The organism is Streptomyces harbinensis (assembly GCF_900116145.1).
Classification (GTDB): Bacteria; Actinomycetota; Actinomycetes; order Streptomycetales; family Streptomycetaceae; genus Streptomyces; species Streptomyces carpaticus.
Map to the genome: position 1 here is coordinate 299,313 of NZ_FPAB01000001.1, position 21,817 is coordinate 321,129.

Below are 21,817 nucleotides of genomic sequence, written 5' to 3' on the forward strand. Positions count from 1 at the left end.
GGGTCACCGGCTCCCGGCGTCCCGCCGAGTGCTGTGCCCGGCCGCGGCGCCCCCGCTCAGTCGGCGTCCTTCCAGCGGGCGAGGTCGCGCAGCCAGGCGTCCGCCGTGCTGTCGGAGGGGGCGCGCCAGTCGCCGCGGGGGGAGAGGGCGCCGCCGGCCAGCACCTTGGGGCCGTTGGGCAGCGCGGACCGCTTGAACTGGGCGAAGCCGAAGAAGCGGCGGGCGAAGGTCTCCAGCCAGTGGCGGATCTCGGGCAGGTCGTAGGCGACGCGTTCGGCCTCGGGGAACATCGGCGGCCAGGTGCCGCGCTCCCGGTCGTGCCAGGCGTGCCAGGCGAGGAAGGCGATCTTCGAGGGGCGGAAGCCGTACCGCAGGATGTGGAACAGCGTGAAGTCGTGCAGCGCGTACGGGCCGATCTTCGACTCGGTGGACTGGAGTTCCTCGCCGGGGACGAGTTCGGGGCTGATCTCGGTGTCCAGGATCGCGGTGAGGGTGTCGTTGGTCTCGGTGCCGAACTGGTCGGTGGCGATGACCCAGCGGATGAGGTGCTGGATGAGCGTCTTGGGCACGCCGGCGTTGACGTTGTAGTGGCTCATCTGGTCGCCGACGCCGTAGGTGCACCAGCCGAGCGCCAGTTCGGACAGGTCGCCGGTGCCGAGCACGATACCGCCGCGCTGGTTGGCGAGCCGGAAGAGGTAGTCGGTACGCAGCCCGGCCTGGACGTTCTCGAAGGTGACGTCGTACACCGGCTCGCCGGCCGAGAACGGGTGGCCCATCTCGCGGAGCATCAGGGTGGCGGTGGGGGTGATGTCGAGTTCGGCGGCGGTGATGCCGAGGGCGCGCATGAGGGCGTGCGCGTTGGCCTTGGTGTGCTCGCCGGTGGCGAAGCCGGGGAGGGTGTAGCCGAGGATGTCGCTGCGCGGGCGGCCGGCGCGGTCCATGGCGCGGGCGGCGACGATCAGCGCGTGGGTGGAGTCGAGGCCGCCGGAGACGCCGATGACGATCTTGGGATCGCCGATGGCGGCCATCCGCCGCTGGAGGCCGGCGACCTGGATGTTGTACGCCTCGTAGCAGTCCTGGGCGAGGCGGTCGGGGTCGGCGGGGACGAACGGGAAGCGCTCCACGGCGCGGCGCAGGCCGAGGTCGGTGCCGGGGGCGCCGAGCCGGAAGGGGATGCGGCGGTAGCCGGCGGTGCGCCCGGCGTGGGTGCGCCGGTTGTCGTCGAAGGTGCCCATCCGCTGCCGTTCCTGGCGCAGCAGGTCGAGATCGACGTCGGCCACCGCGTACTGGTCGCCCTGCGGGAAGCGCTCGCTCTCGGCGAGCAGGGTGCCGTTCTCGTAGATCATGGTCTGTCCGTCCCAGGACAGATCGGTGGTGGATTCGCCGAGGCCGGCGGCGGCGTAGACGTAGGCGGCCAGGCAGCGGGCGGAGGCGGAGCGGCACAGCAGCCTGCGGTCGTCGGCGCGGCCGACGGTGATGGGGCTGCCGGAGAGGTTGGCGAGGACGGTGGCGCCGGCCAGGGCGGCCTCGGCGCTGGGGGGCACCGGCACCCACATGTCCTCGCAGATCTCGGCGTGCAGGACCAGGCCCGGCAGGTCGTCGGCGGCGAAGAGCAGGTCGGTGCCGAAGGGGACGGGGGCGCCGCCGAAGGTGAGGGTGCCGCCGCGCTCGTCGTCGCCGGGGGCGATCTGCCGCCGCTCGTAGAACTCGCGGTAGTTCGGGATGTACGACTTGGGCGCGATGCCGAGGATCCGGCCGCGGTGGACGACGACGGCGCAGTTGTAGAGCCGGTGCCGGTGGCGCAGCGGGGCGCCGACGACGAGGACGGGCAGCAGGTCGGCGGAGCCGGCGACGACGGTGGCGAGCGCGGTCTCGACCTCGTCCAGCAGGGCGTCCTGGAGCAGCAGGTCCTCGATGGAGTAGCCGGACAGGCCCAGCTCGGGGAAGACGGCGACGGCGACGCCGTCCGTGTCGCAGCGGCGGGCCTGGCGCAGGACGGACTCGGCGTTGGCGGGCGGGTCGGCGATGGCGGCGTGGCCGGTGCAGGCGGCGACCCGGGCGAATCCGTGCTGGTAGATCGACCGGAAGTCGGTCATGCGAGAGGCCCCTTTCCGGCGACAAGATTCTTTGGGAATCGTATGCCGTGCGCCGGGGCAGGCGCGGGGTGGCGCCGTCCGGGGTGGTGTGGCGCACATCTGTTAGCGAAACGCTTGCAAAAGTTAGCACCGTGCTGCACGCTGGGGACATGGCCTCACTCGGGGAGTTTCTGCGGGAGCAGCGGCGGCAGGCGAAGCTGTCGCTGCGGCAGCTCGCGGACATGGCCGGGGTGTCCAACCCGTACCTGAGCCAGATCGAGCGCGGGCTGCGCAAGCCCAGCGCGGAGATCCTGCAGCAGATCGCCAAGGGGCTGCGGATCTCGGCCGAGACGCTGTACGTGCAGGCCGGGATCCTCGACGCCGAGGCCGTCAAGGAGGAGCCCGGCGCGGGCGGGGTGCCGGCGGCGGTGCTGGCCGACCCGGAGCTGTCCGACGAGCAGAAGCAGGCGCTCCTGCAGATCTACACCTCGTTCCGCAACGACCGGAGCCGACAGGAGAAGGAGAAGGAGTCACCATGACCATCACCGACGAGATCCGCAAGACGGTCACCACCGCGACGTACGCGGCGGCGGGCACCGCCGACCTGGCCGCCGAGAAGCTGCGCGAGCTGCGCAGCCACGCCCCCGAGCTGCGCGAGCAGGCGCAGAGCACCTTCCGGGTGTACGCGGCCAAGGCCAAGGAGACCTACGGCGAGCTGAGCGAGCGCGGCAAGGGCGCGGTGGAGACCTGGCGCGCCGAGCGGGCCGCGCGGGAGGCCGAGGAGGCGCGGGAGCAGGAGGCGAGCACCCCCGAGGTGATCGTGGAGCGCGCCGAGCCGGAGAACGGCCGGCTCGCCAAGGGCGAGAGCACCGAGGACAAGGGCGAGGACGCCTCACCGCGGGTATGAGGTGACTTTGGGCACCTTTCAGCACTACGCGCCCGGCGCCGCGCCCGGTAGCGTGGACTCGGACGGACTGCGCGGACCATGGTGGTGGACAGCATGCTGATGAACGGGTTCTACTCCCTGTGGGGGCTCATCACGCTCGGATTGCTGATCCTGAGCGTGTACGCCCTGGTGCACGCCGCCCTCCAGCGCGAGGACGCCTACCGGGCCGCCGACAAGCAGACCAAGCCGTTCTGGCTGGTCATCCTGGGGGTGTCGGTCGCCGCCCAGCTGATCATCCCGATGATGCTGCTGGTGCTGGCCGGTACCGTGGCCGCCATCGTCTACATCGTGGATGTGAAGCCCGCCATCACCGGTGTCGGCGGGCGCGGCGGCCGGGGCGGCGGCTGGAGCAGCAGCGACGGCCCCTACGGGCCGTACAACGGCAACCGCTGATCCGCGGCGCAAAGGTAACAACTGCGGCCGGATGGTTAGCCGTGGCTGGAATCAGCCCTTAGCATCATCGGGTACACCCGTTGATGAACCCCAGAGGAACTCCAGTGCGATTTCGCCTGACGCCCCGGGAGACGAGCTTTTACGATCTGTTCGCCATCTCGGCCGACAACGTCCTCAGTGGCTCCAAGCTGCTGATGGAGCTACTGGGGGCGGAGCCCGCTACGCGCGGAGAAATCGCCGACCGGATGCGCGCGGCGGAGCACGCGGGGGACGACGCGACGCACGCGATCTTCCACCAGCTGAACTCCTCGTTCATCACCCCGTTCGACCGTGAGGACATCTACCGGCTGGCCTCCCGGCTCGACGACATCATGGACTTCATGGAGGAGGCCGTCGACCTCGTCGTCCTCTACGAGCTGGACGAGCTGCCCAAGGGCATCGCGCAGCAGATCGAGGTCCTGCACCGGGCCGCCGAGCTGACCGCCGAGGCGATGCCCAACCTCCGCACCATGGAGCACCTCAACGAGTACTGGATCGAGGTCAACCGGCTGGAGAACCAGGCCGACCAGATCCACCGCAAACTGCTCGCCCACCTCTTCAACGGCACCTACGAGGCCATAGAGGTGATGAAGCTCAAGCAGGTCGTGGACGTCCTTGAGGAAGCGGCGGACGCCTTCGAGGCCGTCGCCAACACGGTGGAGACCATCGTGGTCAAGGAGTCCTGACCCCCGTGGACACGTTCGCCCTCCTCGTCGTCATCGGCGCGGCGCTCTTCTTCACCTACACCAACGGTTTCCACGACTCGGCGAACGCCATCGCCACCTCGATCTCCACCCGGGCGCTGACCCCGCGCGTCGCCCTGGCCATGGCCGCCGTGATGAACCTGGCCGGGGCCTTTCTCGGCAGCGGCGTGGCCAAGACCGTCAGTGAGGGGCTGATCGACACCCCGACCGGCAAACAGGGGATGATCATCCTCTTCGCCGGGCTGCTCGGGGCGATCACCTGGAACATGATCTCCTGGTATTTCGGGCTGCCCTCGTCCTCCTCGCACGCCCTGTTCGGCGGCCTGGTCGGCGCGGCGCTCGCCGGGGCGAGCACCGTGCACTGGGACGGGGTGCTCACCAAGATCGTCATCCCGATGTTCGTCTCGCCGCTCATCGGCCTGGTGCTGGGCTATCTGGTGATGGTCGGCATCATGTGGATCTTCCGGCGCGCCAACCCGCACCGGGCGCAGCGCGGCTTCCGGATAGCGCAGACGGTCTCCGCCGCCGGCATGGCGCTCGGCCACGGCCTCCAGGACGCGCAGAAGACCATGGGCGTGGTCTTCATGGCGCTGGTGATCGCGGACGTGGAGCCGGAGGGCGGCTCGATCCCGGTCTGGGTCAAGATCGCCTGTGCCGGGATGCTCTCCCTCGGGACGTACGCGGGCGGCTGGCGCATCATGCGCACGCTGGGGCGCCGGATCATCGAGCTGGACCCGCCGCGCGGATTCGCCGCCGAGACCACCGCGGCCTCGGTGCTGTACTCGGCCTCGTACATCTTCAACGCCCCGATCTCCACCACCCATGTGATCACCTCGGCGATCATGGGCGCGGGGGCCACCAAGCGGGTGAGCGCGGTGCGCTGGGGGGTGGCCAAGTCGATCGTGGCGGGCTGGTTCATCACGATGCCGGCGGCCGGCGGGGTGGCGGCGGTCACCTTCTGGGTGATCCATCTCTTCACCGGCTGACCCGGCCCGGCCCGGCACCGGCTGAAAACAGCCCCAAAAGGGGCCAAAAAAGAGCCAACAGCGAAAAATATCCGCAACTTCCGCACAGATTCTCCATCGATCGCGATCGCCTGCCCCGGCTGACCTGGACATGATCTGGGGCGGCGCGGGAGGCAGCGGACGCCTCCCGCCATCGGTTCACCACCGACATGTGGGGGCACAGTTGCGGAAGACATTCCATCGATCCCTCGCCGCCGGCGCCATCGCGGTCGCGATGGCCGCGGGCGCGGCCGTTCCGGCCGCAGCCGTCCCGGACGGCCCTCAGGGGGGCATCGACTCCATCACCTCCGAGAGCCCGGGGGTGCGCGTCACCCTCATCACCGGCGACCAGGTGGTCGTCGGCCAGGACGGCCGCGTCAGGGGACTGATACGGGCCGAGGGCCGCGCGTCCATACCCGTCCAGCACCTCACCCTGGACGGCGACTCCTACGTCATCCCGCAGGACGCCCGCTCGCTCATCCGGGCCGGCAGCCTGGACCAGCGGCTGTTCAATGTCACCCAGCTCGCGACCGAGCGCTACCAGCAGGCCGGCGGGCTGCCGCTGATCGTCACCTACGGCGGCGCCGCACGCTCCCAGGACAGCGCCGCCGCACAGCTGGCCGAGGCCGCGCCGGAGGGCTCCGGGGACAGCACACCCCTGACGGCCATCAACGGCGAGGCGTTCACCGTCACCGCCGAGGAGACCACCGATGTCTGGGCCGCGCTCACCCGCGGCGCGGGCGGCGACGACGCCTTCGCCCTGGCCGCCGCGCCCGGCATCACCACCGTCGCGCTGGACGGCACCGTCGAGAAGACGCTCGCCGAATCGGTTCCGCAGATCGGCGCCCCCGAGGCGTGGGAGGCGGGCTACGACGGCGAGGGCGTGACGATCGCCGTTCTGGACACCGGCGTCAGCGAGGAGCACGCCGATCTGGCCGGCGGCAAGGTCACCGCGGCCGAGAACTTCTCCGACGCGGCCGACGCCGGCGACCGCGACGGCCACGGCACTCACGTCGCCTCCACCGCCGCCGGAACCGGTGCGCACGCGGGCGGCACGTACACCGGGGTCGCCCCGGGCGCGGACATCCTCAACGGCAAGGTGCTGGACGATTACGGCTCCGGCTGGGAATCGGACATCATCGACGGGATGACCTGGGCGGTCGAACAGGGCGCCGACATCATCTCCATGAGCCTGGGCGGCTCGGCCGGCCCCGCCATCGACCCGATGGAGGACGCGGTCAACCAGCTGTCGGCCGGTTCCGACGTGCTGTTCGTCATCGCGGCCGGCAACTCCGGGCCGTACGCCGGCACCATCGGCTCCCCCGGTACGGCGGACGCCGCGCTCACCATCGGCGCCGTCGACAAGTCCGACCAGCTCGCCGACTTCTCCTCGGTCGGCCCGCGCACCCGCGACGGCGCCCTCAAGCCCGATGTCACCGCCCCCGGCGTGGACATCGCCGCCGCCGGCGCCCCGGACGCGGCGATCTGGAGTTACGGCGACCCGGTCGACGACGGGTACGTCGCCATTTCCGGCACCTCCATGGCCACTCCGCACGCGGCCGGCGCCGCCGCCCTGCTCAAGCAGCGCCACCCCGACTGGACCGGCGAGCAGCTCAAGGCCGCCCTCACCGGCTCGACCACCGGCGGCGAAGGGCTGACCGCCACCCAGCAGGGCTCCGGACGCATCGACGTCCCGGCCGCGCTGGAGACCACCGTCATCGCCGAGACCACCTCGCTCAGCTTCGGCACCGTGCCCTTCCCGCACGAGGACGCCGACCCGGTCACCCGCGAACTGACCTACCGCAACCTCGGCGACACCGACATCACCCTCGACCTCGCCCTGGACACCCTCGACCCCGAAGGCGCCCCGGCCCCCGAGGACTTCTACACCCTCGCCGCCGAGCAGCTGACCGTCCCGGCCGGCGGCACCGCGAGCGTCGAGGTCACCGCCGACACCTCCCGGGGGACGGCGTACGGCGCGCACAGCCTGTACGTCACCGCCACCGGCGACGACGGCCGGACCGTGCGCACCGCCGGGGTCGTCGACCGGGAGGAGGAGATGTTCGAGGTCGCGGTCGACGCCCGCGACCTGGCCGGCGAGCCGGCCGCCCTGTGGGACGGCCATCTCGTCAACCTGGACACCGGTGAGTTCCGGTGGCTGGACTCCGAGGAGGCCGGCAGCGTCCGGGTCCCCGGCGGCCGGTACCTGGTGGACATCAGCATCCACGAGGAGGACGGGCTGACCTGGCTCATGCACCCCGCGCTGACGGTGGACGCCCCGGTGACGGTCGACGCGCACGTCGCGGACGCCGGCGAGATCGCCCTCACCGCCCCCGATCCTGCCGCCACCCGGCAGGACCAGGTGCTGGTGTACCGGCTCGTCGAGGACGGCACGGAGGACGGTTTCTACTCCTCCTGGGGCATGGGCGGCTTCGACGGCTCCTTCCGCACCGCGCAGCTGGGCGAGCCGGCGGACGACTGGCGGCTCGCCGGCCATCTGACGACCCTGCTCTCGAACGGCGACGCCGACTACCACACCTTCGACGAGAACCTCTCGGGCTTCTTCACCGGACTGGGCCGGGAGATTCGGCGGCAGGATCTGTCCGAGGCCGTCACGCACTTCGGTTCGCCGGACGGCTCCACCCAGGGGTCGCTGCTCACCTGGCCCTTCGTGACGGGCGGCGAGCCCGTGGGGCACGAGATCGAACTGCCGGGCACCCGGCGGGTGTTCATGGAGGGCGACCTCGGCTGGATCCATCAGCTGTGGGTGTCCGAGCCCGAGTGGTCCTCGGTCATCGCCCGCGACCTGCCCGCCGAGCCCGGCGCGACCTACGAACGCACCCTGAACACCGGCGTGTTCGGCCCCGCCCTGACCGGCTACTGGGGTGGCGTGCACCGCGACGGCGACGAACTCTCCGGCGCCCTGCATCTGCTGACGGACGGCGCCGGGCACGAGGGGTTCGGCGCGTTCGCCGACGCGTCCGCGGTGCTCTACCGCGACGGCGAGGAGTACGCGCGGTCGGACACCGAGCTCGACACCATGTGGCCCGGGTTCGTGCTGCCCGCCGAGGAGGCGGAGTACCGCCTGGTCACCCGGGGCAGCCGGGACCCCGGGGTGTACCCGGTGAGCACGGAGGTCAGCGCCGACTTCACCTTCCGCTCCGCCCGGACGGAGGAGATCACAGCGCTGCCGGTCAGCGTGGTGCGGTTCACGCCGGAGGTGGCGCTGGACTCCACCGCGCCGGCCGGGGTGGACGGCTTCGCCGTTCCGCTGGTGATCCAGGGCGCGGCGCTGGACAATGGGGTGGACTCGCTCGCCGTCGAGGTGTCCCTCGACCGCGGCGCGAGCTGGTCCGCCGTGCCCGTCGAGGACGGCGCGGTGGCGGTGGACAATCCGGCGGCCGGCGGCTCGGTGTCGCTGCGCGCGACGCTGACGGACGGGGCGGGCAACGTCTCGGTCGTCACCGTCATCGACGCCTACCGCACCGCCTGAGCCGCACCAGGACCTGAGCGGCCCGCCCGGCTGGGGGCGGGCCGCTCAGCCCTGCGGGCGTGCGTCCCGGGGGGCGGGCCGGCTCAGCCGAAGCGGCCGGAGATGTAGTCCTCGGTGGCGCGGACGGTGGGGTTGGAGAAGATCCGGTCGGTGTCGCCGATCTCGATCAGCTTGCCGGGCTGGCCGACCGCCGCCAGGTTGAAGAACGCGGTGCGGTCCGAGACCCGCGCCGCCTGCTGCATGTTGTGGGTGACGATCACGATGGTGAAGGTGGACTTCAGCTGCCCGATCAGATCCTCGATGGCGAGGGTGGAGATCGGGTCGAGCGCCGAGCAGGGCTCGTCCATCAGCAACACCTCGGGTTCGACGGCCGTGGCGCGGGCGATGCACAGCCGCTGCTGCTGACCGCCGGAGAGGCCGGAGCCCGGCTTGTTGAGCCGGTCCTTGACCTCGTTCCACAGGTTGGCGCCGCGCAGGTTCTTCTCCACGATGTCGTCCAGCTCGGACTTGCGGTACGAGCCGTTCAGCCGCAGCCCGGCCGCCACGTTGTCGTAGATGGACATGGTGGGGAAGGGGTTGGGCCGCTGGAAGACCATGCCGACGGTGCGGCGCACGGACACCGGGTCGACGCCCGGCCCGTACAGGTCCTCGTCGTCGAGCAGCACCTTGCCCTCGACCCGGCCGCCGGGGGTGACCTCGTGCATCCGGTTGAGGGTGCGCAGGAAGGTGGACTTGCCGCAGCCGGAGGGGCCGATGAACGCGGTCACCGACATCGGCTCGACGTGCATGGAGATGTCGTCGATCGCCTTGTGGGTGCCGTAGTACGCGGTCAGGCCGGTGACGTCGATGCGCTTGGCCATGGGGGGTGTACCTCCTTGCAAGGTGGCCGTCAGCGGCCGGACTTCGGGGCCTTCCAGCGGGCGACGGCCCGGGCGGCCAGATTGAGGATCATGACGAAGGCGATCAGCACCAGGGCGGCGGCCCAGGCCCGGTCGTAGGCGGACTCGGTGCCGAACGCCCACTGCTCGTACACGAACAGCGGCAGCGAGGACTGGGCGCCCTCGAAGGGGTTGCCGTTGATCATGTTGTTGCCGAAGACCAGCAGGATGATCGGCGCGGTCTCGCCGGCGATCCGGGCGAGGGCGAGCATGATGCCGGTGGTGATGCCGCCGATCGCGGTGGGCAGCACCACCTTGAGGATGGTGCGCCACTTGGGGACGCCGAGGGCCAGGGACGCCTCGCGCAGCTCGTTGGGGACGAGCTTGAGCATCTCCTCCGTCGAGCGTACGACGATCGGCATCATCAGGATGGACAGGGCGAGGGCGCCGGCGAAGCCGGAGTAGCCGAAGCCCATCATCATGATCCACATGGAGAGGATGAACAGGCCCGCCACGATGGAGGGGATGCCGGTCATCACGTCCACGAAGAAGGTGATGGCGCGGGCGAGCCGCCCGGAGCCGTACTCGACCAGGTAGACGGCGGTGAGCAGGCCGAGCGGGATGGCGATGACGGAGGCGAGCAGCACCTGCTGGACGGTGCCGAGCAGCGCGTGGTAGATGCCGCCGCCGTCCTGCCAGCTGAGCACGCCGTTCATGGAGTGGGTCAGGAAGTACCAGCTGACGCCGGGGATGCCGCGCGCGATGGTCTCCCACAGGAGGGAGGCCAGCGGGAGGACGGCGACCAGGAAGCTGGTCCACACCAGGGAGGCGGCCAGCCGGTCGACGGCCTGGCGGCGGCCCTCGACGGCCGAGGTGAGGGCGAATCCGCCGACGACGAAGACGAGGGCGGCGATCAGGCCCCACTGGACGCGGCTCTCCAGGCCGGCGACCAGGCCGGTGGCGGTGCCGATGGCGGCGGAGCCGAGCAGCAGCGCGCCGCGCGACCAGCCCGGCAGCCGGGGGCGGCGCAGGGTGGTGGGCCGCACCGAGGGCCGGGGCCGCGGCGGTTCTTCGGTCACGGTGGTCTGGCTCATGCGTTGCCCCTCGCGTTCGTTGCCCGGCCCGCGTGGCAACCCGCGGGCCTCGTCGTCGTCTGCGGCACGGCCGCCGGCTGTGTGTCGCTCACAGGGACCCCGAGTACTCCTTGCGGCGCGCGATGATGAGCCGCGCGGCGCCGTTGACCAGCAGGGTGAGGACGAACAGCACCAGGCCGGAGGCGATGAGCGCGTCGCGGCCCATGGAGCCGGCCTCCTTGAACTGGCTGGCGATGTTCTGGGCGAAGGTGCCGCCGCCGGACTCCAGCAGGCTGGCGTTGATGAGGAAGCTGGGCGACAGGACGGTGGCCACGGCCATCGTCTCGCCGAGCGCCCGGCCCAGGCCCAGCATCGAGGCGCTGATGATCCCGGAGCGGCCGAAGGGCAGCACGGTCATCCGGATGACCTCCCAGCGGGTGGCGCCCAGGGCCAGGGCGGCTTCCTCGTGGGCCTTGGGGGTCTGCTTGAAGACCTCCCGGGTGACGCTGGTGATGATCGGCAGGATCATGATGGCCAGCAGGATGCCGACGGTCATCAGGGAACGGGCCGGGGTGCCGTCGTAGGCGAAGATCCCGGTCCAGCCGAAGAACCGGTCCAGCCAGTCGAAGAGGCCGGTCATGTGCGGCACCAGGAAGAGCGCGCCCCACAGGCCGTAGATGATGCTCGGGACGGCGGCCAGCAGGTCCACCACGTAGCCGATGATCCCGGCCAGGCGGCGCGGCGCGTAGTGCGAGATGAACAGCGCGATCCCTATGGCCACCGGGACGGCGAGCGTCATGGCGATCACCGAGGAGACCACGGTGCCGAAGAGCAGCACCGCGATGCCGAAGACCGGCGGTGAGGCGTTGGCGTCCCACTGGAAGGTGGTGAGGAAGTTTCCCTCGTTGTGGGCGATGGCGATCGCGGCGCGGATGGTGAGGAAGACGGCGATGGCCGCCATGATCACCAGCAGGGCGATGCCGGAGCCCTTGGAGAGGCCGCTGAAGACCCGGTCACCGAGGCGCACCGTGTTCTTCCGGGGGGCGGTGGCGGGCGTTCCCATGGGTGTTCCGCTCATATCGACTCGCAGGTACGGACGGCGTCGGCAGCGTACGGGGCAGGTGGGTGCGTCATGTCAGGACATCCCGGCCACTCGGTCGCGCACCTGCTCGATGATGCCGTCCGGGATCGGCGCGTAGTCGATCTCGGCGAGCGCGCCCTGTCCCTCCTCGCCCGCGGCGTAGCCGAGGAAGGCCCTGGTGAGATCGAGCGTGCCCGGGTTGTTGCCCTTGTCGCAGATGATCTCGTACGTGACCAGCACGATCGGGTAGGCGCCGGGCTCGCGGGTGGCGTAGTCGAGTTCGAGGGCGAGGTCGCCCCCGGTGCCGACGACCTCGCCGGCGGCGATGGCGCTGGAGGCGTTCTCCACGGAGACCGCGACCGGCTCGGGGGCGCCGGTGTCGATGGCGACCGTGCTGATGCCGTTCTGGTGGGCGTAGGACAGTTCGAAGTACGCGATGGCCCCGGCGTTCTGCTGCACCATGCCGACCAGCCCGGAGGAGCCGTCGGCGGCCTGGCCGCCCTTGCCGGTCCAGTTCTTGTTGGGCTCGTACGGCCACTGCTCGGGGGCCGAGCCGTGCAGGTACTGGGTGAGGTTGTCGGTGGTGCCCGAGCCGTCCGACCGGTGGAACGCGGTGATGGGGAGGTCGGGCAGGTCGGCGCCCGGGTTGAGCGCCGCGATGGCCGGGTCGTTCCAGCGGGTGATGCCGGAGTCGAAGATCAGGGCCAGGGTGGGGGCGTCCAGGACGAGGTCGTCCACGCCGGGCAGGTTGTAGCCGATGGCGATCGGTCCCGCGGCCATCGGCAGGTGGATGGCCTGGCCGCCGTCCCGGCACACCGCGCGGGAGTCCGCCAGCTCCTGGTCGCCGAGCAGGGAGTCGGAGCCGGCGAAGGCGGTCCGGCCCTGGAGGAACTCCTGGATGCCGGCGCCGGAGCCGGTCGCCTTGTAGTTGATCTGACTGTCGTCACAGTTGGCCTGGTAGGTGTTCACCCAGACCTCCATGGCGTTGGCCTGCGCGCTGGACCCCGAGGCGAGCAGCGAGCCGGAGGGCGCGCACTCGATGTGGTCCGCGGAGAAGTCCACCGCGCCGGGCAGTCCCGAGTTGTCGTCGCTACCGCAGGCGGCAGTGAGGAGCAGGGCGCTGGAGACCAGGGCCGCTGCCGCGCCGAGCTTCACTGTCGTTCATTTCCTTCCGGGAGACGTCCGAGACCGAAAGTAGGCAGAGCAGATGAAGCGACTGAAGGTCATAAGTGAACAGAAAATGAATCCCACAGGGCAGCCCGGTGGACCGGACGCCGCCACATGTCACCCGGGAGGTGCACGATACTGCCAGGCAGACGGCACATTCGTTACGCTATACCCATCGGGGGTATACGGCCGCAGGGAAGGACGATCATGACCGCCACCGAGGAGACGACTCCCGCCCACCCGGCCACCGCGACCCCCCACGGCACGCCCGGCGCCCCGTCGCCCCAGGGCCCGCACGGCTACAGCAAGGACAAGGACGCCCACCTCAAACGGCTGCGCCGCATCGAGGGCCAGATCCGCGGCCTCCAGCGCATGGTGGACGAGGACGTCTACTGCATCGACATACTCACCCAGGTCTCCGCCTCCACCAAGGCGCTCCAGTCCTTCGCACTCCAGTTGCTGGAGGAGCACCTGCGGCACTGCGTCGCGCACGCCGCCCAGGAGGGCGGCCCCGAGATCGACGCCAAGGTCGAAGAGGCCACCGCCGCCATCGCCCGCCTGCTGCGCACCTGAGACCCGGCCGGCCGCCGGCGGATCAGCCCACGGCCCCCGCGTAGATGTCCTCCGGCACCGGCAGGGTCACCGGCACCGGCGTGCCGAACCCGGAGAACTCCACCGTGGAGGCCACGTCGATCCCGTCGGGACCCGTCTCGCTCCCCAGGCTGAACTGGAGCCGGATCTTGCGCGGCAGCCCGTCCGCCCCCAGATACGCGTCGAACGGCACCGCCGGGTCCGCGGGCCCGGCCAGTGCCGCCGCCAGCTGCTCCCCGGCCGGCCCCGACGCCTCCCGCGCCGCCACCACCAGATCCGTCACCCCGCGGAAGTGCCGCACCCACTCCCCGTGCAGCTCCGTCCCCGGCAGCTCCCGCACGCTCACCACCCCGCGCAGCAGCTCCGCCGCCAGCAGCGGCTCGGTGGCCCCGTTCGCCACCAGATTGCCGTCCGTCAGCGTGGTCACATCCAGCCGCACCCACTTGTCGGCCGGCACCCCGGCGCCCCGGTTCTTCATGTACAGGGCGCCCGGGGTGAACACCTCCGTCACCGGCGGCACCCGCCCCGCCGGCATCTCCAGCGGCAGCGTCACCCGCAGTTCACCCGAGCGCGCCACGAAGTCGTAGCCGCCCTCGCCCCTGACCGTCACCCGGGTACCGCCCGAGGTCATCTCCATCGCCGTCGCCACCAGCGAGCTGCCCGCGCCCGCCAGCGCCTCCGGCAGCTGCCGCACCGTCTCCCGCGCCTGCCGCGCCCCGGCGTCTTCCTCCGCCGCCGCACCGGTCCCCGTGCACCCGCTCACCGCGAGCAGCAGGGCGGCCAGCGAAGCGATTCTGCCCACCATGGCCTGCCTAACGAGGGCCCCGCCCACCCGTCACGGGCCGGGCGGACACCCGGTGGTTACCGTGGAGAGGTGCAGGAAGCCAGCGCGGACGTCCCCCCGAGGCACGACGTCACCCTCCAGGAACGCGGACCCTTCATCGCCCCCCGGTGCAGCTGCGGCTGGTACGGGCCGGCCCGCCGCTCCCGGCCCCTGGCCCGGGACGAGGCCGCCGCCCACACGGCAACGGCCCGCCCCGCCTGAGAAGCGGCGGAGCGGGCCGTGCGGAAGAAGAGCGGAAGAAGAAGGGGAACGCTCAGGAGGGGGACTGGGCACCGACCCCGCGCCGGGCCCGCGCCCGGTGCCGGCCGCCGCCGTCCTCGCCACCCGGCTCACCGCCGTCGACAGGGTCCCCCGGCTCCCGCTCCGCGTCCGGCCGCACATCCTCCCCGGCCGCGACCCAGCCGAACAGCCTGGTACCGGCCATCACCCGCACCAGCGGGGTCAGCGCGTACAGCGCCAGCGGGGAGAGCAGCAGCGCCACCGCCGTGGCCAGCGCGAAACCGCCCAGCACATCGGTCGGGTAGTGCACCCCGGTGAACACCCGGCCCACACCCTGCACGATCGCCAGCGCGATCGCCGCGATCCCGATCCTGCGGTGCACCAGCAGCAGCCCCACGGCGATCGCCATGGCCCCGGCCGAGTGATCGCTGACGAACGACCACCCCTCCTTGCCCTGCACCAGCACATGCAGATCCGGATGATCGATGAACGGTCTGGGGCGGGCCACGAAACTACTGATCGGCTGATTGATCAGATACGACACCCCGGCCGCGCCCAGCGCCCACGACACCCCGGCCACCGCCTGCGCCGAGCCCGGACGGGAGCGCACCAGGAACCAGGTGCCCAGCACCGCCAGCACCAGACCGATCGCGAAGCCGTACTCCACCAGGAACGTCACGGCGTCGGACACCCAGCCCGGCAGACTGTCGGCATAGCCGTTGATCTTGTAGAGAAGATCGACATCGATGTCAGGGTTGTCGAGTCCAGCCATGTGCCGTTACGGCCCCTTCATGATGTCGTCGTGGGGTGGGGGGAGGAGCGCCCGCGTACCCGTCCAGGAAACGTCATCCGCCGCGCCCGGAGTTCCGATGTCCCCGAAAGAGCATCACAGCGTTACCGAAGAGAGACGCCCGTGTGTGACGCAGCGCGACGACCAGACTACTACCCCGCGGTGGGGCGCGTCGCGCCGAAATAATCGGCCGAATCAATGGGGTCGAAGCGGATCACGGCGCCAGTGTACGGGGCATTGATCATGTAGCCCCCGCCCACGTAGATCCCCACATGGTGGATGCTGCGGGAATCCGTCAGGTCGTTGGCGAAGAACACCAGATCGCCCGGCAGCAGCTCGTCACGCTCCGGATGCGGCCCGGTCGCCCACTGGTCGTTGGCGACCCGGGGCAGCTCGATGCCGACCGACTCGTACGCGGCCCGGCTCAGCCCCGAGCAGTCGAATCGCCCGTCGTGCTCGGGCGTGCCGTTGCCGCCCCACAGATACGGGGTGCCGAGCTGGTCCTGCGCGAAGTGCACGGCTCCGGCCGCCAGTTCCGACGGGTCCAGCCGCGGCTGGTCCTCGGGCGGCGCCGCGAAGCTCTCCTCGGCGCCCCGGATGATGCGCACATAGTTCTGCGTCTCGGTGTACGGGGGGACGCCGCCGTACTGGATCACCGCGTACGGGCCGGCGTTGTAGGCGGCCAGCATGTTGTCGACCGGATCGCCGGGCACATCACGCACATAGGAGGCCAGCGAGCAGTTGTACGTCGCCGCCGACGGGATGGCGTCCTCCGGGTCCCACACATCGGCCACCCCGTCCCCGTTGGCGTCCAGCCCGTGCACCGCCCAGGTGCTGGGGATGAACTGCGCTATGCCCTGCGCGGCGGCGTGGCTCTGGGCCCCCGGGTTCCAGCCGCTCTCCTGGTTCAGCTGGGCGGCGAGCAGAGCGGGCGACAGCTCGGGGCAGAGGTTCCCCCACTCCTGCACCAGGCCCTCGTACGCGGCCGGCACGGCGTTCTTCGCCAGCTTCCCGCCGTTCTTGCCGGCACCCCCGATGATCCCGGCGGCGGCGCTGTACACGCCCACCACCAGCAGCGCCACGAACAACGCCAGGCCCCCCAGCCCCAGCCCGGCGACCAGCGCCACCTTGCGCATCTCCCACCGCTCCCCTCGATCACCCCAAGTCTGCCCGGCGTTCCCCCGAACACAACAGCCGCGGACCGTACTTCGGACAGTGCGGCGTGGCACAATCGCAAGCGGAACGCGTATCGAACAGCACAGCACGTACTCAAGCCAGTTGGGCGGTGAACCCGGATGTTCCTTGCGGCCGACTCAGAGGACATCACTGAACTCATCGGCGGTATCGCCCCGGACTGGGGGCCGTTCGCCACGGTGGGGGACGAGGCCCGGACGATGATCCAGGTCATCATGGCCCTCGCCATCCTGATCTGCCTCGGCATCGCGATCTGGGGAGCGGCCAAGCAGCGGATCGGCTCCACCGCGATGCGGGACTCCTTCAGCGCGGAACAGGGCAAGGGCCTGATCGTGGCCGGGCTGACCGGGGTGTTCATCATCGGTTCACTCGGCACGCTGTTCACCATCATCTACGGCATGGCGGTCTAGCGGCGATGCGGCGCGCGGTGGCGGTGGCGGCGGTCCTGGCCGCCCTCACCACGGCCTGTGCGGGCGGCCCGGCCGCCGACCGGGCCGCGCAGCTGGGCGCGGCCCCAGGGGCCACGCCCGGCGAGGCGCCCGGCGGCCCGGACGGCGACCCGCCCGCCGAACCGCCGGACCGGGAGCCCGGGGACGAGCCGGCCGACCCGGTCGTCATCGCCCCGGAGCACGGCACGGTGGCGATCGCCGAGACCGTCGCCGAGGACCTGCCGCCCGGCCTGCGCCGCGCCGCCGCGCTCCCGGACGGCACCCTGCTGCTCACCCCCGCCACCGGCGGCACCGTCCACCACCTCGACCCGGCGACGGGGAACCTCACCGCGGCCGGAGAGGTGGAGAGCACCACCGGCGAGATGACGATCGTGGACATCGCGGCCTCCGAGGAGGCGGTGTACATCGCCTACGAGGGCGCGCAGAGCAACCGGATCTCCCGCTACACCTACGAAGCGGGCACCCTGCGCCCCACCGGCTCCGCCGCCGCCCGCGATCTGCCGCGCGGCGCCGGCCTGATGACGTTCGGCCCGGACGGCCTGCTGTACGCGAGCACCGGCCCGTCCGGCGACATCCTGCGCATCGACCCGGCCCGGCCCGCCGGCACCACCACCTTCTCCACCGGCCACACCGACCTGCGCGGCCTGGCCTGGGACCCCATGGGCGTCCTGTGGACGGTGGACCCGGGCAACGGCAGCACCACCGACATCTCCCCCGTCGTCCCGGAACAGCCCCTCCCGCCCGCGGACACCACCGTCCCGGCCGCCGAGGACCCCACCGACGTGGCCCAGCTGGCCGGCTCGCTGTGGATGACGACCACGGCCGGCACCCTGTGGCGCTACCCGCTGCCGAACGCCTCGCCCGAGCCGTTCCTGACCGACGACCTCGGCCCCCTGACGGCGGTGCTGCCCACCCCGGACGGCGAGGACCTGTGGCTGCTGACGGAGACCAGCCTGCTGCGGCTGACCGTCACCTGACACGAGGCACCACCGGCTCCGTCGACCGTGCCCGGCCCGCCGGGTACCGTAAGTACCGCTCAGGTGACACTCAGGAGGGGCCACCATGGCGGAGAACCGCAGTCTCGATCATCTGGACTGGATCAGGGCCGAGGTCGAGGACGGCAGCGACGAGCACTGCTTCGAAGTTGCCGCCGGGGACGGGGATCTCATCCACATCCGGCAGACCGACGAGCCGGAGAAGATCGTGACGACGACCCGCGCCAAGTGGGACGCGTTCGTCCTGGGCGTGCGGAACAACGAGTTCGATCACTTCGTCGAGGATTCCCCCAGGTGACGTAACAAACCCCGCCGCGTGTCGTTGATATGACGGAACGTGATCGGATTCGACACTGGGAGGTACGCTGATGGCAGGGACACTCCTGGAGGCTCCGATGAACGACGTCACTGAACGCGACCGCGGACTGGAGCTGTACGAGAGCATGGACCCGATCGAAGGCTTCTCCATGGAGTACCTCCGTGGGGAGATCGTCATGATGGCCGCACCCAACACCATCCACAACCGGATCGTGGTTCTGGTCGGCCAGCATTTCCCGGAGCCGGACTTCGCGTACTGGGCAACGACAGCGGTGGCCATCACCGGGCAGAGCGACCGGCCCGAGCCCGATCTCGCCGTCACCGGCGGGGAGCACGCCGACGACTACTTCACCGCCGTGCCCTCCGAACTGGTGCTGTTCGCCCTGGAGGTCGTCTCCACCACCCGGCCCGCCAGGCGGCGCGACTACGAGGACAAGCCGGAGATCTACGCCCAGGGCGGCATCCCCGCCTACCTGCTGGTGGATCCCAACGACGGCACGTGGCGGCTGCACACCGACCCGCGGCCGGAGAAGGGGCGCTACCAGACGCTGCACATGGGCGCTTTCGGGGAGCCCGTCGTGCTGCCCGAGCCGCTCGGGGTCACCATCGGCACCGACCGGTTCCGTACCTACCCGGCCGGCTGAGCGTCAGAGGATCGTCAGACCGCGTACCAGCAGGTCGGTCAGGGCGAAGGCGAACAGGGCGATGCCCACGAAGCCGTTGACCGTGAAGAAGGCGCGGTTCAGGCGGGAGAGGTCGTTCGGCTTCACCAGGGAGTGTTCGTAGACGAACGCACCCGCCACCACGGCGAGGCCGGTCCACAGCCAGGGGCCGGCGCCGGTGGCCGCCGCGTACCAGATCAGCAGGGCCATCGTCACCGCGTGGCAGGCGCGCGCCGTGCGCAGGGCGGCGGCCACGCCGAAGCGGGCGGGGAAGGACCGTACGCCCTGGGCGCGGTCCGTGGTGATGTCCTGGCAGGCGTAGATCAGGTCGAAGCCGCCGATCCAGATGCCCACCGCGAGGCCGAGCAGCACCGCGTCCCAGGACCAGGTGCCGGTCACGGCGAGCCAGGCGCCGACCGGGCCGGCCGCCTGGGCGAGGCCGAGGATGGCGTGCGGGAAGTCGGTGAAGCGCTTGCCGTAGGGGTAGACCACCATCGGCACCACCGCGACCGGCGCCAGCACCAGGCACAGCGGGTTCAGCAGCGCGGCGGCGCCGAGGAAGAGCAGCAGGGTGAGGGCCGCGCCCACCCAGCCGGCGCGGACGGAGAGGGCGCCGGTGACCATCTCCCGGCCCCGGGTGCGCGGGTTGCGCGCGTCGATCTCGCGGTCGATGATCCGGTTCGCCGCCATCGCGAACGACCGCAGCCCCACCATCGCCGCCGTGACCAGGCCGAGCGTCCCCCACTCCACCCGCCGGCCCTCGGCCAGGAACATCGCCGTCAGGGAGGCGGTGTAGGCGAAGGGCAGCGCGAAGACCGAGTGCTCGAACATCACCACGTTCAGGAACGCGCGCAGCCGCCCCGGCATGGCCGGCGGGGCGGGCTGGGACGCCGGGGCGGGGAGAGCGGTCACAGTCCGTATTCCTTCCAGCGGCGGTCCACCAGGGCCGCCGTATCCGGGTCCGACACCACCATCTGCGGCCAGCCGCCGTCGCGGGTGTAGCCCTCCTCGGGCCACTTCGCGGTGGCGTCGATGCCGGCCTTGCCGCCCCAGAACTGCTGGTACGAGGCGTGGTCCAGGTGGTCGACGGGCCCTTCGGTGAGCAGCAGGTCCCGGGCGTAGTCCGTGTTGCCCAGGGCCCGCCACGCCACCTCGTGCAGGTCGTGCACATCGCAGTCGGAGTCGACCACGATGATCAGCTTCGTCAGGGACATCATGTGCGCACCCCAGACCGCGGACATCACTTTCTGCGCGTGTTTGGGGTATTTCTTGTCGATCGAGATGATCGCGCAGTTGTGGAAGCCGCCCGCCTCCGGCAGGTGGTAGTCCACGATGTCCGGGATGATGATCTTCAGCAGCGGCAGGAAGAAGCGTTCCGTCGCCCGGCCGAGCGGCCCGTCCTCGGTCGGCGGGCGGCCGACCACGATCGACTGGAAGACCGGCTTCTTCCGCATCGTCACGCAGTCGATGGTCAGCGCCGGGAAGGGCTCCTGCGGGGTGTAGAAGCCGGTGTGGTCGCCGAACGGGCCCTCCGGGAGCATCTCGCCCGGCTCCAGCCAGCCCTCCAGGACGACCTCGGCGTGCGCCGGCACCTGGAGCGGCACGGTGACGCAGTCCACCATCTCCACCCGCTTGCCCTGGAGGAAGCCCGCGAACAGGTACTCGTCGATGTCACCGGGCAGCGGCGCGGTGGAGGCGTACGTCACGGCCGGCGGGCAGCCGAAGGCGATCGCCACCGGCAGCCGCTCCCCGCGCCGGGCGGCCACCTGGTAGTGGTTGCGGCTGTCCTTGTGGATCTGCCAGTGCATGCCGATGGTGCGCTTGTCGTGCCGCTGGAGCCGGTACAGGCCCAGGTTGCGCACCCCGCTGACCGGGTCCTTGGTGTGGGTGAGGCCGAGGTTGAAGAAGGAGCCGCCGTCCTCGGGCCAGGTGAACAGCGCGGGCAGCGCCTCCAGGTCCACCTGGTCGCCCTTGAGCACGACCTCCTGCACCGGGCCGCTCTTCACCTTCTTCGGCGGTACGTGCGTCATCGAGCCGAGCTTGCCGAACGCCTCGCGCACCCCGGTGAAGCCGTGCGGCAGCTCCGGCTTCAGCAGCCCGCCGATCTTCTCGCCGATCTCGTCGTACGAGGTCAGGCCGAGCGCCTTCAGCAGCCGCCGGTCGGTGCCGAACACGTTCATGGCCAGCGGCATCGAGGAGCCCTTGACGTTCTCGAACAGCAGCGCGGGGCCGCCGGCCTTGTTGACCCGGTCGGTGATCTCCCCCACTTCGAGGTGCGGATCGACCCGGGCGGTCACCCGCTTCAGCTCCCCGTCCTTCTCCAGGGCCTTCAGCAGCGCGCGCAGGTCGTCGTATGCCATGCGCCTCAGTATTGCCGACGCATTACCCTGGCCTTAGTCAGGGGGCCCCGCCCCGGCCCGGTCACACTTCCCCAGGGGGACGATCATGCTCAGGGTACTGATGTATCTGGTACCGCTCGCCCTTGCCATCTATGCCCTGGTGGACTGCATCAGCACCAAGGACGAGGAGGTCAAGCACCTCCCCAAGCTGATCTGGATCCTGCTGATCGTCTTCGCCTGGATCATCGGCCCGATCGCCTGGATCTTCATCGGCCGCAAGCGCGGTGCGGCGGCCGGCGGCACGGGCACCGGCCCCGGCTTCGGGCGCCGCACCGGCGGCGGGGGCGGCTGGGTCGCCCCGGACGACAACCCGGACTTCCTGCGCTCGCTGAACGACGAGAAGCAGCGCGAGGAGAACGCGAAGGACAAGGAGCTGCTGGAGAGCTGGGAGGAGGATCTGCGGCGCCGGGAGGAGGACCTGCGCCAGCAGGACCGGAACCCGGACGAGAGCGGCGGCCCGCAGGATCCCCCCGCGAAGTAGCCCGGCCTCAGGCCGGGGCGCG

At 70.9% G+C, this 21,817-nt stretch carries 23 protein-coding genes; 13 read left to right on the top strand and 10 right to left on the bottom strand.

Translation table 11 applies throughout. The features are described 5' to 3' along the window. Positions 1-56: 56 nt before the first annotated feature. Positions 57-2,096, bottom strand: coding sequence for an NAD(+) synthase (locus tag BM385_RS01475; RefSeq protein ID WP_019431830.1), 2,040 nt, complete (start codon positions 2,094-2,096; stop codon positions 57-59). Positions 2,097-2,245: 149 nt separating this feature from the next. Here BM385_RS01475 and BM385_RS01480 point away from each other — a divergent pair, with 149 nt between their 5' ends. From BM385_RS01480 to BM385_RS01505, 6 genes are all read left to right on the top strand, one after another. Continuing rightward, positions 2,246-2,614, top strand: a complete 369-nt coding sequence (locus BM385_RS01480; protein ID WP_019431831.1) for a helix-turn-helix domain-containing protein — start codon at positions 2,246-2,248, stop codon at positions 2,612-2,614. Continuing rightward, positions 2,611-2,982 carry a hypothetical protein gene (locus BM385_RS01485; protein WP_019431832.1) on the top strand — a complete coding sequence of 124 codons (372 nt, stop codon included), beginning with the start codon at positions 2,611-2,613 and terminating at the stop codon, positions 2,980-2,982. The genes BM385_RS01480 and BM385_RS01485 overlap by 4 nt, the downstream gene beginning before the upstream one ends. 93 nt (positions 2,983-3,075) lie before the next feature. Continuing rightward, the gene (locus BM385_RS01490) at positions 3,076-3,414 is read left to right on the top strand and encodes a DUF2516 family protein (RefSeq protein ID WP_026047096.1); all 339 of its coding nucleotides are present in this window, start codon (positions 3,076-3,078) and stop codon (positions 3,412-3,414) included. Between the two features lie 104 nt (positions 3,415-3,518). Then, complete coding sequence (locus BM385_RS01495) at positions 3,519-4,139, top strand: DUF47 domain-containing protein (protein ID WP_019431834.1); 621 nt, start codon at positions 3,519-3,521, stop codon at positions 4,137-4,139. 5 nt (positions 4,140-4,144) lie between these two features. Beyond that, a complete protein-coding gene (locus tag BM385_RS01500) occupies positions 4,145-5,143 on the top strand; it encodes an inorganic phosphate transporter (protein WP_093841930.1) in 999 nt (332 codons plus the stop codon). 202 nt (positions 5,144-5,345) lie between these two features. Beyond that, on the top strand, positions 5,346-8,654 hold the full coding sequence (locus BM385_RS01505; RefSeq protein ID WP_093841931.1) for a S8 family peptidase: 3,309 nt from the start codon (positions 5,346-5,348) through the stop codon (positions 8,652-8,654). A gap of 83 nt (positions 8,655-8,737) precedes the next feature. Here BM385_RS01505 and pstB read toward each other — a convergent pair whose 3' ends face one another. From pstB to pstS, 4 genes are all read right to left on the bottom strand, one after another. Next, positions 8,738-9,514, bottom strand: a complete 777-nt coding sequence (gene pstB, locus BM385_RS01510; protein WP_019431838.1) for a phosphate ABC transporter ATP-binding protein PstB — start codon at positions 9,512-9,514, stop codon at positions 8,738-8,740. Between the two features lie 29 nt (positions 9,515-9,543). Further along, entirely contained in the window at positions 9,544-10,626 is a 1,083-nt protein-coding gene (gene pstA, locus BM385_RS01515; protein WP_019431839.1) for a phosphate ABC transporter permease PstA, read from the bottom strand. An 88-nt stretch (positions 10,627-10,714) separates the two neighbouring features. Continuing rightward, positions 10,715-11,668 (bottom strand): phosphate ABC transporter permease subunit PstC, encoded by a 954-nt coding sequence (pstC, locus tag BM385_RS01520; RefSeq protein WP_019431840.1) that lies wholly within the window; start codon positions 11,666-11,668, stop codon positions 10,715-10,717. A 72-nt stretch (positions 11,669-11,740) separates the two neighbouring features. Continuing rightward, positions 11,741-12,841 (bottom strand): phosphate ABC transporter substrate-binding protein PstS, encoded by a 1,101-nt coding sequence (gene pstS, locus BM385_RS01525; RefSeq protein ID WP_019431841.1) that lies wholly within the window; start codon positions 12,839-12,841, stop codon positions 11,741-11,743. 219 nt (positions 12,842-13,060) lie between these two features. Between pstS and BM385_RS01530 the strand changes: the two genes are divergently transcribed. Then, on the top strand, positions 13,061-13,426 hold the full coding sequence (locus BM385_RS01530; protein ID WP_019431842.1) for a metal-sensitive transcriptional regulator: 366 nt from the start codon (positions 13,061-13,063) through the stop codon (positions 13,424-13,426). A 22-nt stretch (positions 13,427-13,448) separates the two neighbouring features. Here the strand turns inward: BM385_RS01530 and BM385_RS26675 are convergent, their stop codons facing one another. Then, positions 13,449-14,249 carry a hypothetical protein gene (locus BM385_RS26675; protein ID WP_019431843.1) on the bottom strand — a complete coding sequence of 267 codons (801 nt, stop codon included), beginning with the start codon at positions 14,247-14,249 and terminating at the stop codon, positions 13,449-13,451. Between the two features lie 69 nt (positions 14,250-14,318). Between BM385_RS26675 and BM385_RS26960 the strand changes: the two genes are divergently transcribed. Further along, complete coding sequence (locus BM385_RS26960) at positions 14,319-14,489, top strand: hypothetical protein (protein ID WP_019431844.1); 171 nt, start codon at positions 14,319-14,321, stop codon at positions 14,487-14,489. A 52-nt stretch (positions 14,490-14,541) separates the two neighbouring features. Here BM385_RS26960 and BM385_RS01540 read toward each other — a convergent pair whose 3' ends face one another. Beyond that, the gene (locus BM385_RS01540; RefSeq protein WP_019431845.1) at positions 14,542-15,279 is read right to left on the bottom strand and encodes a phosphatase PAP2 family protein; all 738 of its coding nucleotides are present in this window, start codon (positions 15,277-15,279) and stop codon (positions 14,542-14,544) included. Between the two features lie 170 nt (positions 15,280-15,449). Continuing rightward, on the bottom strand, positions 15,450-16,433 hold the full coding sequence (locus BM385_RS01545; RefSeq protein ID WP_093841932.1) for a C40 family peptidase: 984 nt from the start codon (positions 16,431-16,433) through the stop codon (positions 15,450-15,452). A gap of 159 nt (positions 16,434-16,592) precedes the next feature. Between BM385_RS01545 and BM385_RS01550 the strand changes: the two genes are divergently transcribed. The 4 genes from BM385_RS01550 (at position 16,593) to BM385_RS01565 (ending at position 18,897) form a co-directional block, all read left to right on the top strand. Continuing rightward, positions 16,593-16,901, top strand: coding sequence for a DUF8827 family protein (locus BM385_RS01550; RefSeq protein WP_019431847.1), 309 nt, complete (start codon positions 16,593-16,595; stop codon positions 16,899-16,901). Positions 16,902-16,906: 5 nt separating this feature from the next. Then, complete coding sequence (locus BM385_RS01555) at positions 16,907-17,917, top strand: PQQ-dependent sugar dehydrogenase (protein WP_093841933.1); 1,011 nt, start codon at positions 16,907-16,909, stop codon at positions 17,915-17,917. An 85-nt stretch (positions 17,918-18,002) separates the two neighbouring features. Continuing rightward, positions 18,003-18,233 (top strand): DUF397 domain-containing protein, encoded by a 231-nt coding sequence (locus BM385_RS01560; protein WP_019431849.1) that lies wholly within the window; start codon positions 18,003-18,005, stop codon positions 18,231-18,233. Positions 18,234-18,330: 97 nt separating this feature from the next. Further along, entirely contained in the window at positions 18,331-18,897 is a 567-nt protein-coding gene (locus BM385_RS01565) for a Uma2 family endonuclease (protein ID WP_175542892.1), read from the top strand. A 3-nt stretch (positions 18,898-18,900) separates the two neighbouring features. Here BM385_RS01565 and mqnP read toward each other — a convergent pair whose 3' ends face one another. Beyond that, a complete protein-coding gene (mqnP, locus tag BM385_RS01570; protein WP_019431851.1) occupies positions 18,901-19,827 on the bottom strand; it encodes a menaquinone biosynthesis prenyltransferase MqnP in 927 nt (308 codons plus the stop codon). After that, on the bottom strand, positions 19,824-21,275 hold the full coding sequence (locus BM385_RS01575) for a menaquinone biosynthesis decarboxylase (RefSeq protein WP_019431852.1): 1,452 nt from the start codon (positions 21,273-21,275) through the stop codon (positions 19,824-19,826). The genes mqnP and BM385_RS01575 overlap by 4 nt, the downstream gene beginning before the upstream one ends. 85 nt (positions 21,276-21,360) lie before the next feature. On the opposite strand from BM385_RS01575, the gene BM385_RS01580 reads away from it, so the two are divergent. Continuing rightward, a complete protein-coding gene (locus tag BM385_RS01580) occupies positions 21,361-21,795 on the top strand; it encodes a PLD nuclease N-terminal domain-containing protein (protein WP_019431853.1) in 435 nt (144 codons plus the stop codon). The last annotated feature ends 22 nt before the right edge of the window (positions 21,796-21,817 follow it).

What these genes read in the sequence shown, in the direction of transcription:
- BM385_RS01475 (WP_019431830.1), bottom strand. Translation starts at nt 2,096, where the DNA reads ATGACCGACTTCCGGTCGATCTACCAGCACGGATTCGCCCGGGTCGCC.
- BM385_RS01480 (WP_019431831.1), top strand. Translation starts at nt 2,246, where the DNA reads ATGGCCTCACTCGGGGAGTTTCTGCGGGAGCAGCGGCGGCAGGCGAAG.
- BM385_RS01485 (WP_019431832.1), top strand. Translation starts at nt 2,611, where the DNA reads ATGACCATCACCGACGAGATCCGCAAGACGGTCACCACCGCGACGTAC.
- BM385_RS01490 (WP_026047096.1), top strand. Translation starts at nt 3,076, where the DNA reads ATGCTGATGAACGGGTTCTACTCCCTGTGGGGGCTCATCACGCTCGGA.
- pstB (WP_019431838.1), bottom strand. Translation starts at nt 9,514, where the DNA reads ATGGCCAAGCGCATCGACGTCACCGGCCTGACCGCGTACTACGGCACC.
- pstA (WP_019431839.1), bottom strand. Translation starts at nt 10,626, where the DNA reads ATGAGCCAGACCACCGTGACCGAAGAACCGCCGCGGCCCCGGCCCTCG.
- pstC (WP_019431840.1), bottom strand. Translation starts at nt 11,668, where the DNA reads ATGGGAACGCCCGCCACCGCCCCCCGGAAGAACACGGTGCGCCTCGGT.
- BM385_RS01530 (WP_019431842.1), top strand. Translation starts at nt 13,061, where the DNA reads ATGACCGCCACCGAGGAGACGACTCCCGCCCACCCGGCCACCGCGACC.
- BM385_RS26675 (WP_019431843.1), bottom strand. Translation starts at nt 14,249, where the DNA reads ATGGTGGGCAGAATCGCTTCGCTGGCCGCCCTGCTGCTCGCGGTGAGC.
- BM385_RS01540 (WP_019431845.1), bottom strand. Translation starts at nt 15,279, where the DNA reads ATGGCTGGACTCGACAACCCTGACATCGATGTCGATCTTCTCTACAAG.
- BM385_RS01545 (WP_093841932.1), bottom strand. Translation starts at nt 16,433, where the DNA reads ATGCGCAAGGTGGCGCTGGTCGCCGGGCTGGGGCTGGGGGGCCTGGCG.
- BM385_RS01550 (WP_019431847.1), top strand. Translation starts at nt 16,593, where the DNA reads ATGTTCCTTGCGGCCGACTCAGAGGACATCACTGAACTCATCGGCGGT.
- BM385_RS01555 (WP_093841933.1), top strand. Translation starts at nt 16,907, where the DNA reads ATGCGGCGCGCGGTGGCGGTGGCGGCGGTCCTGGCCGCCCTCACCACG.
- BM385_RS01560 (WP_019431849.1), top strand. Translation starts at nt 18,003, where the DNA reads ATGGCGGAGAACCGCAGTCTCGATCATCTGGACTGGATCAGGGCCGAG.
- BM385_RS01565 (WP_175542892.1), top strand. Translation starts at nt 18,331, where the DNA reads ATGAACGACGTCACTGAACGCGACCGCGGACTGGAGCTGTACGAGAGC.
- BM385_RS01575 (WP_019431852.1), bottom strand. Translation starts at nt 21,275, where the DNA reads ATGGCATACGACGACCTGCGCGCGCTGCTGAAGGCCCTGGAGAAGGAC.
- BM385_RS01580 (WP_019431853.1), top strand. Translation starts at nt 21,361, where the DNA reads ATGCTCAGGGTACTGATGTATCTGGTACCGCTCGCCCTTGCCATCTAT.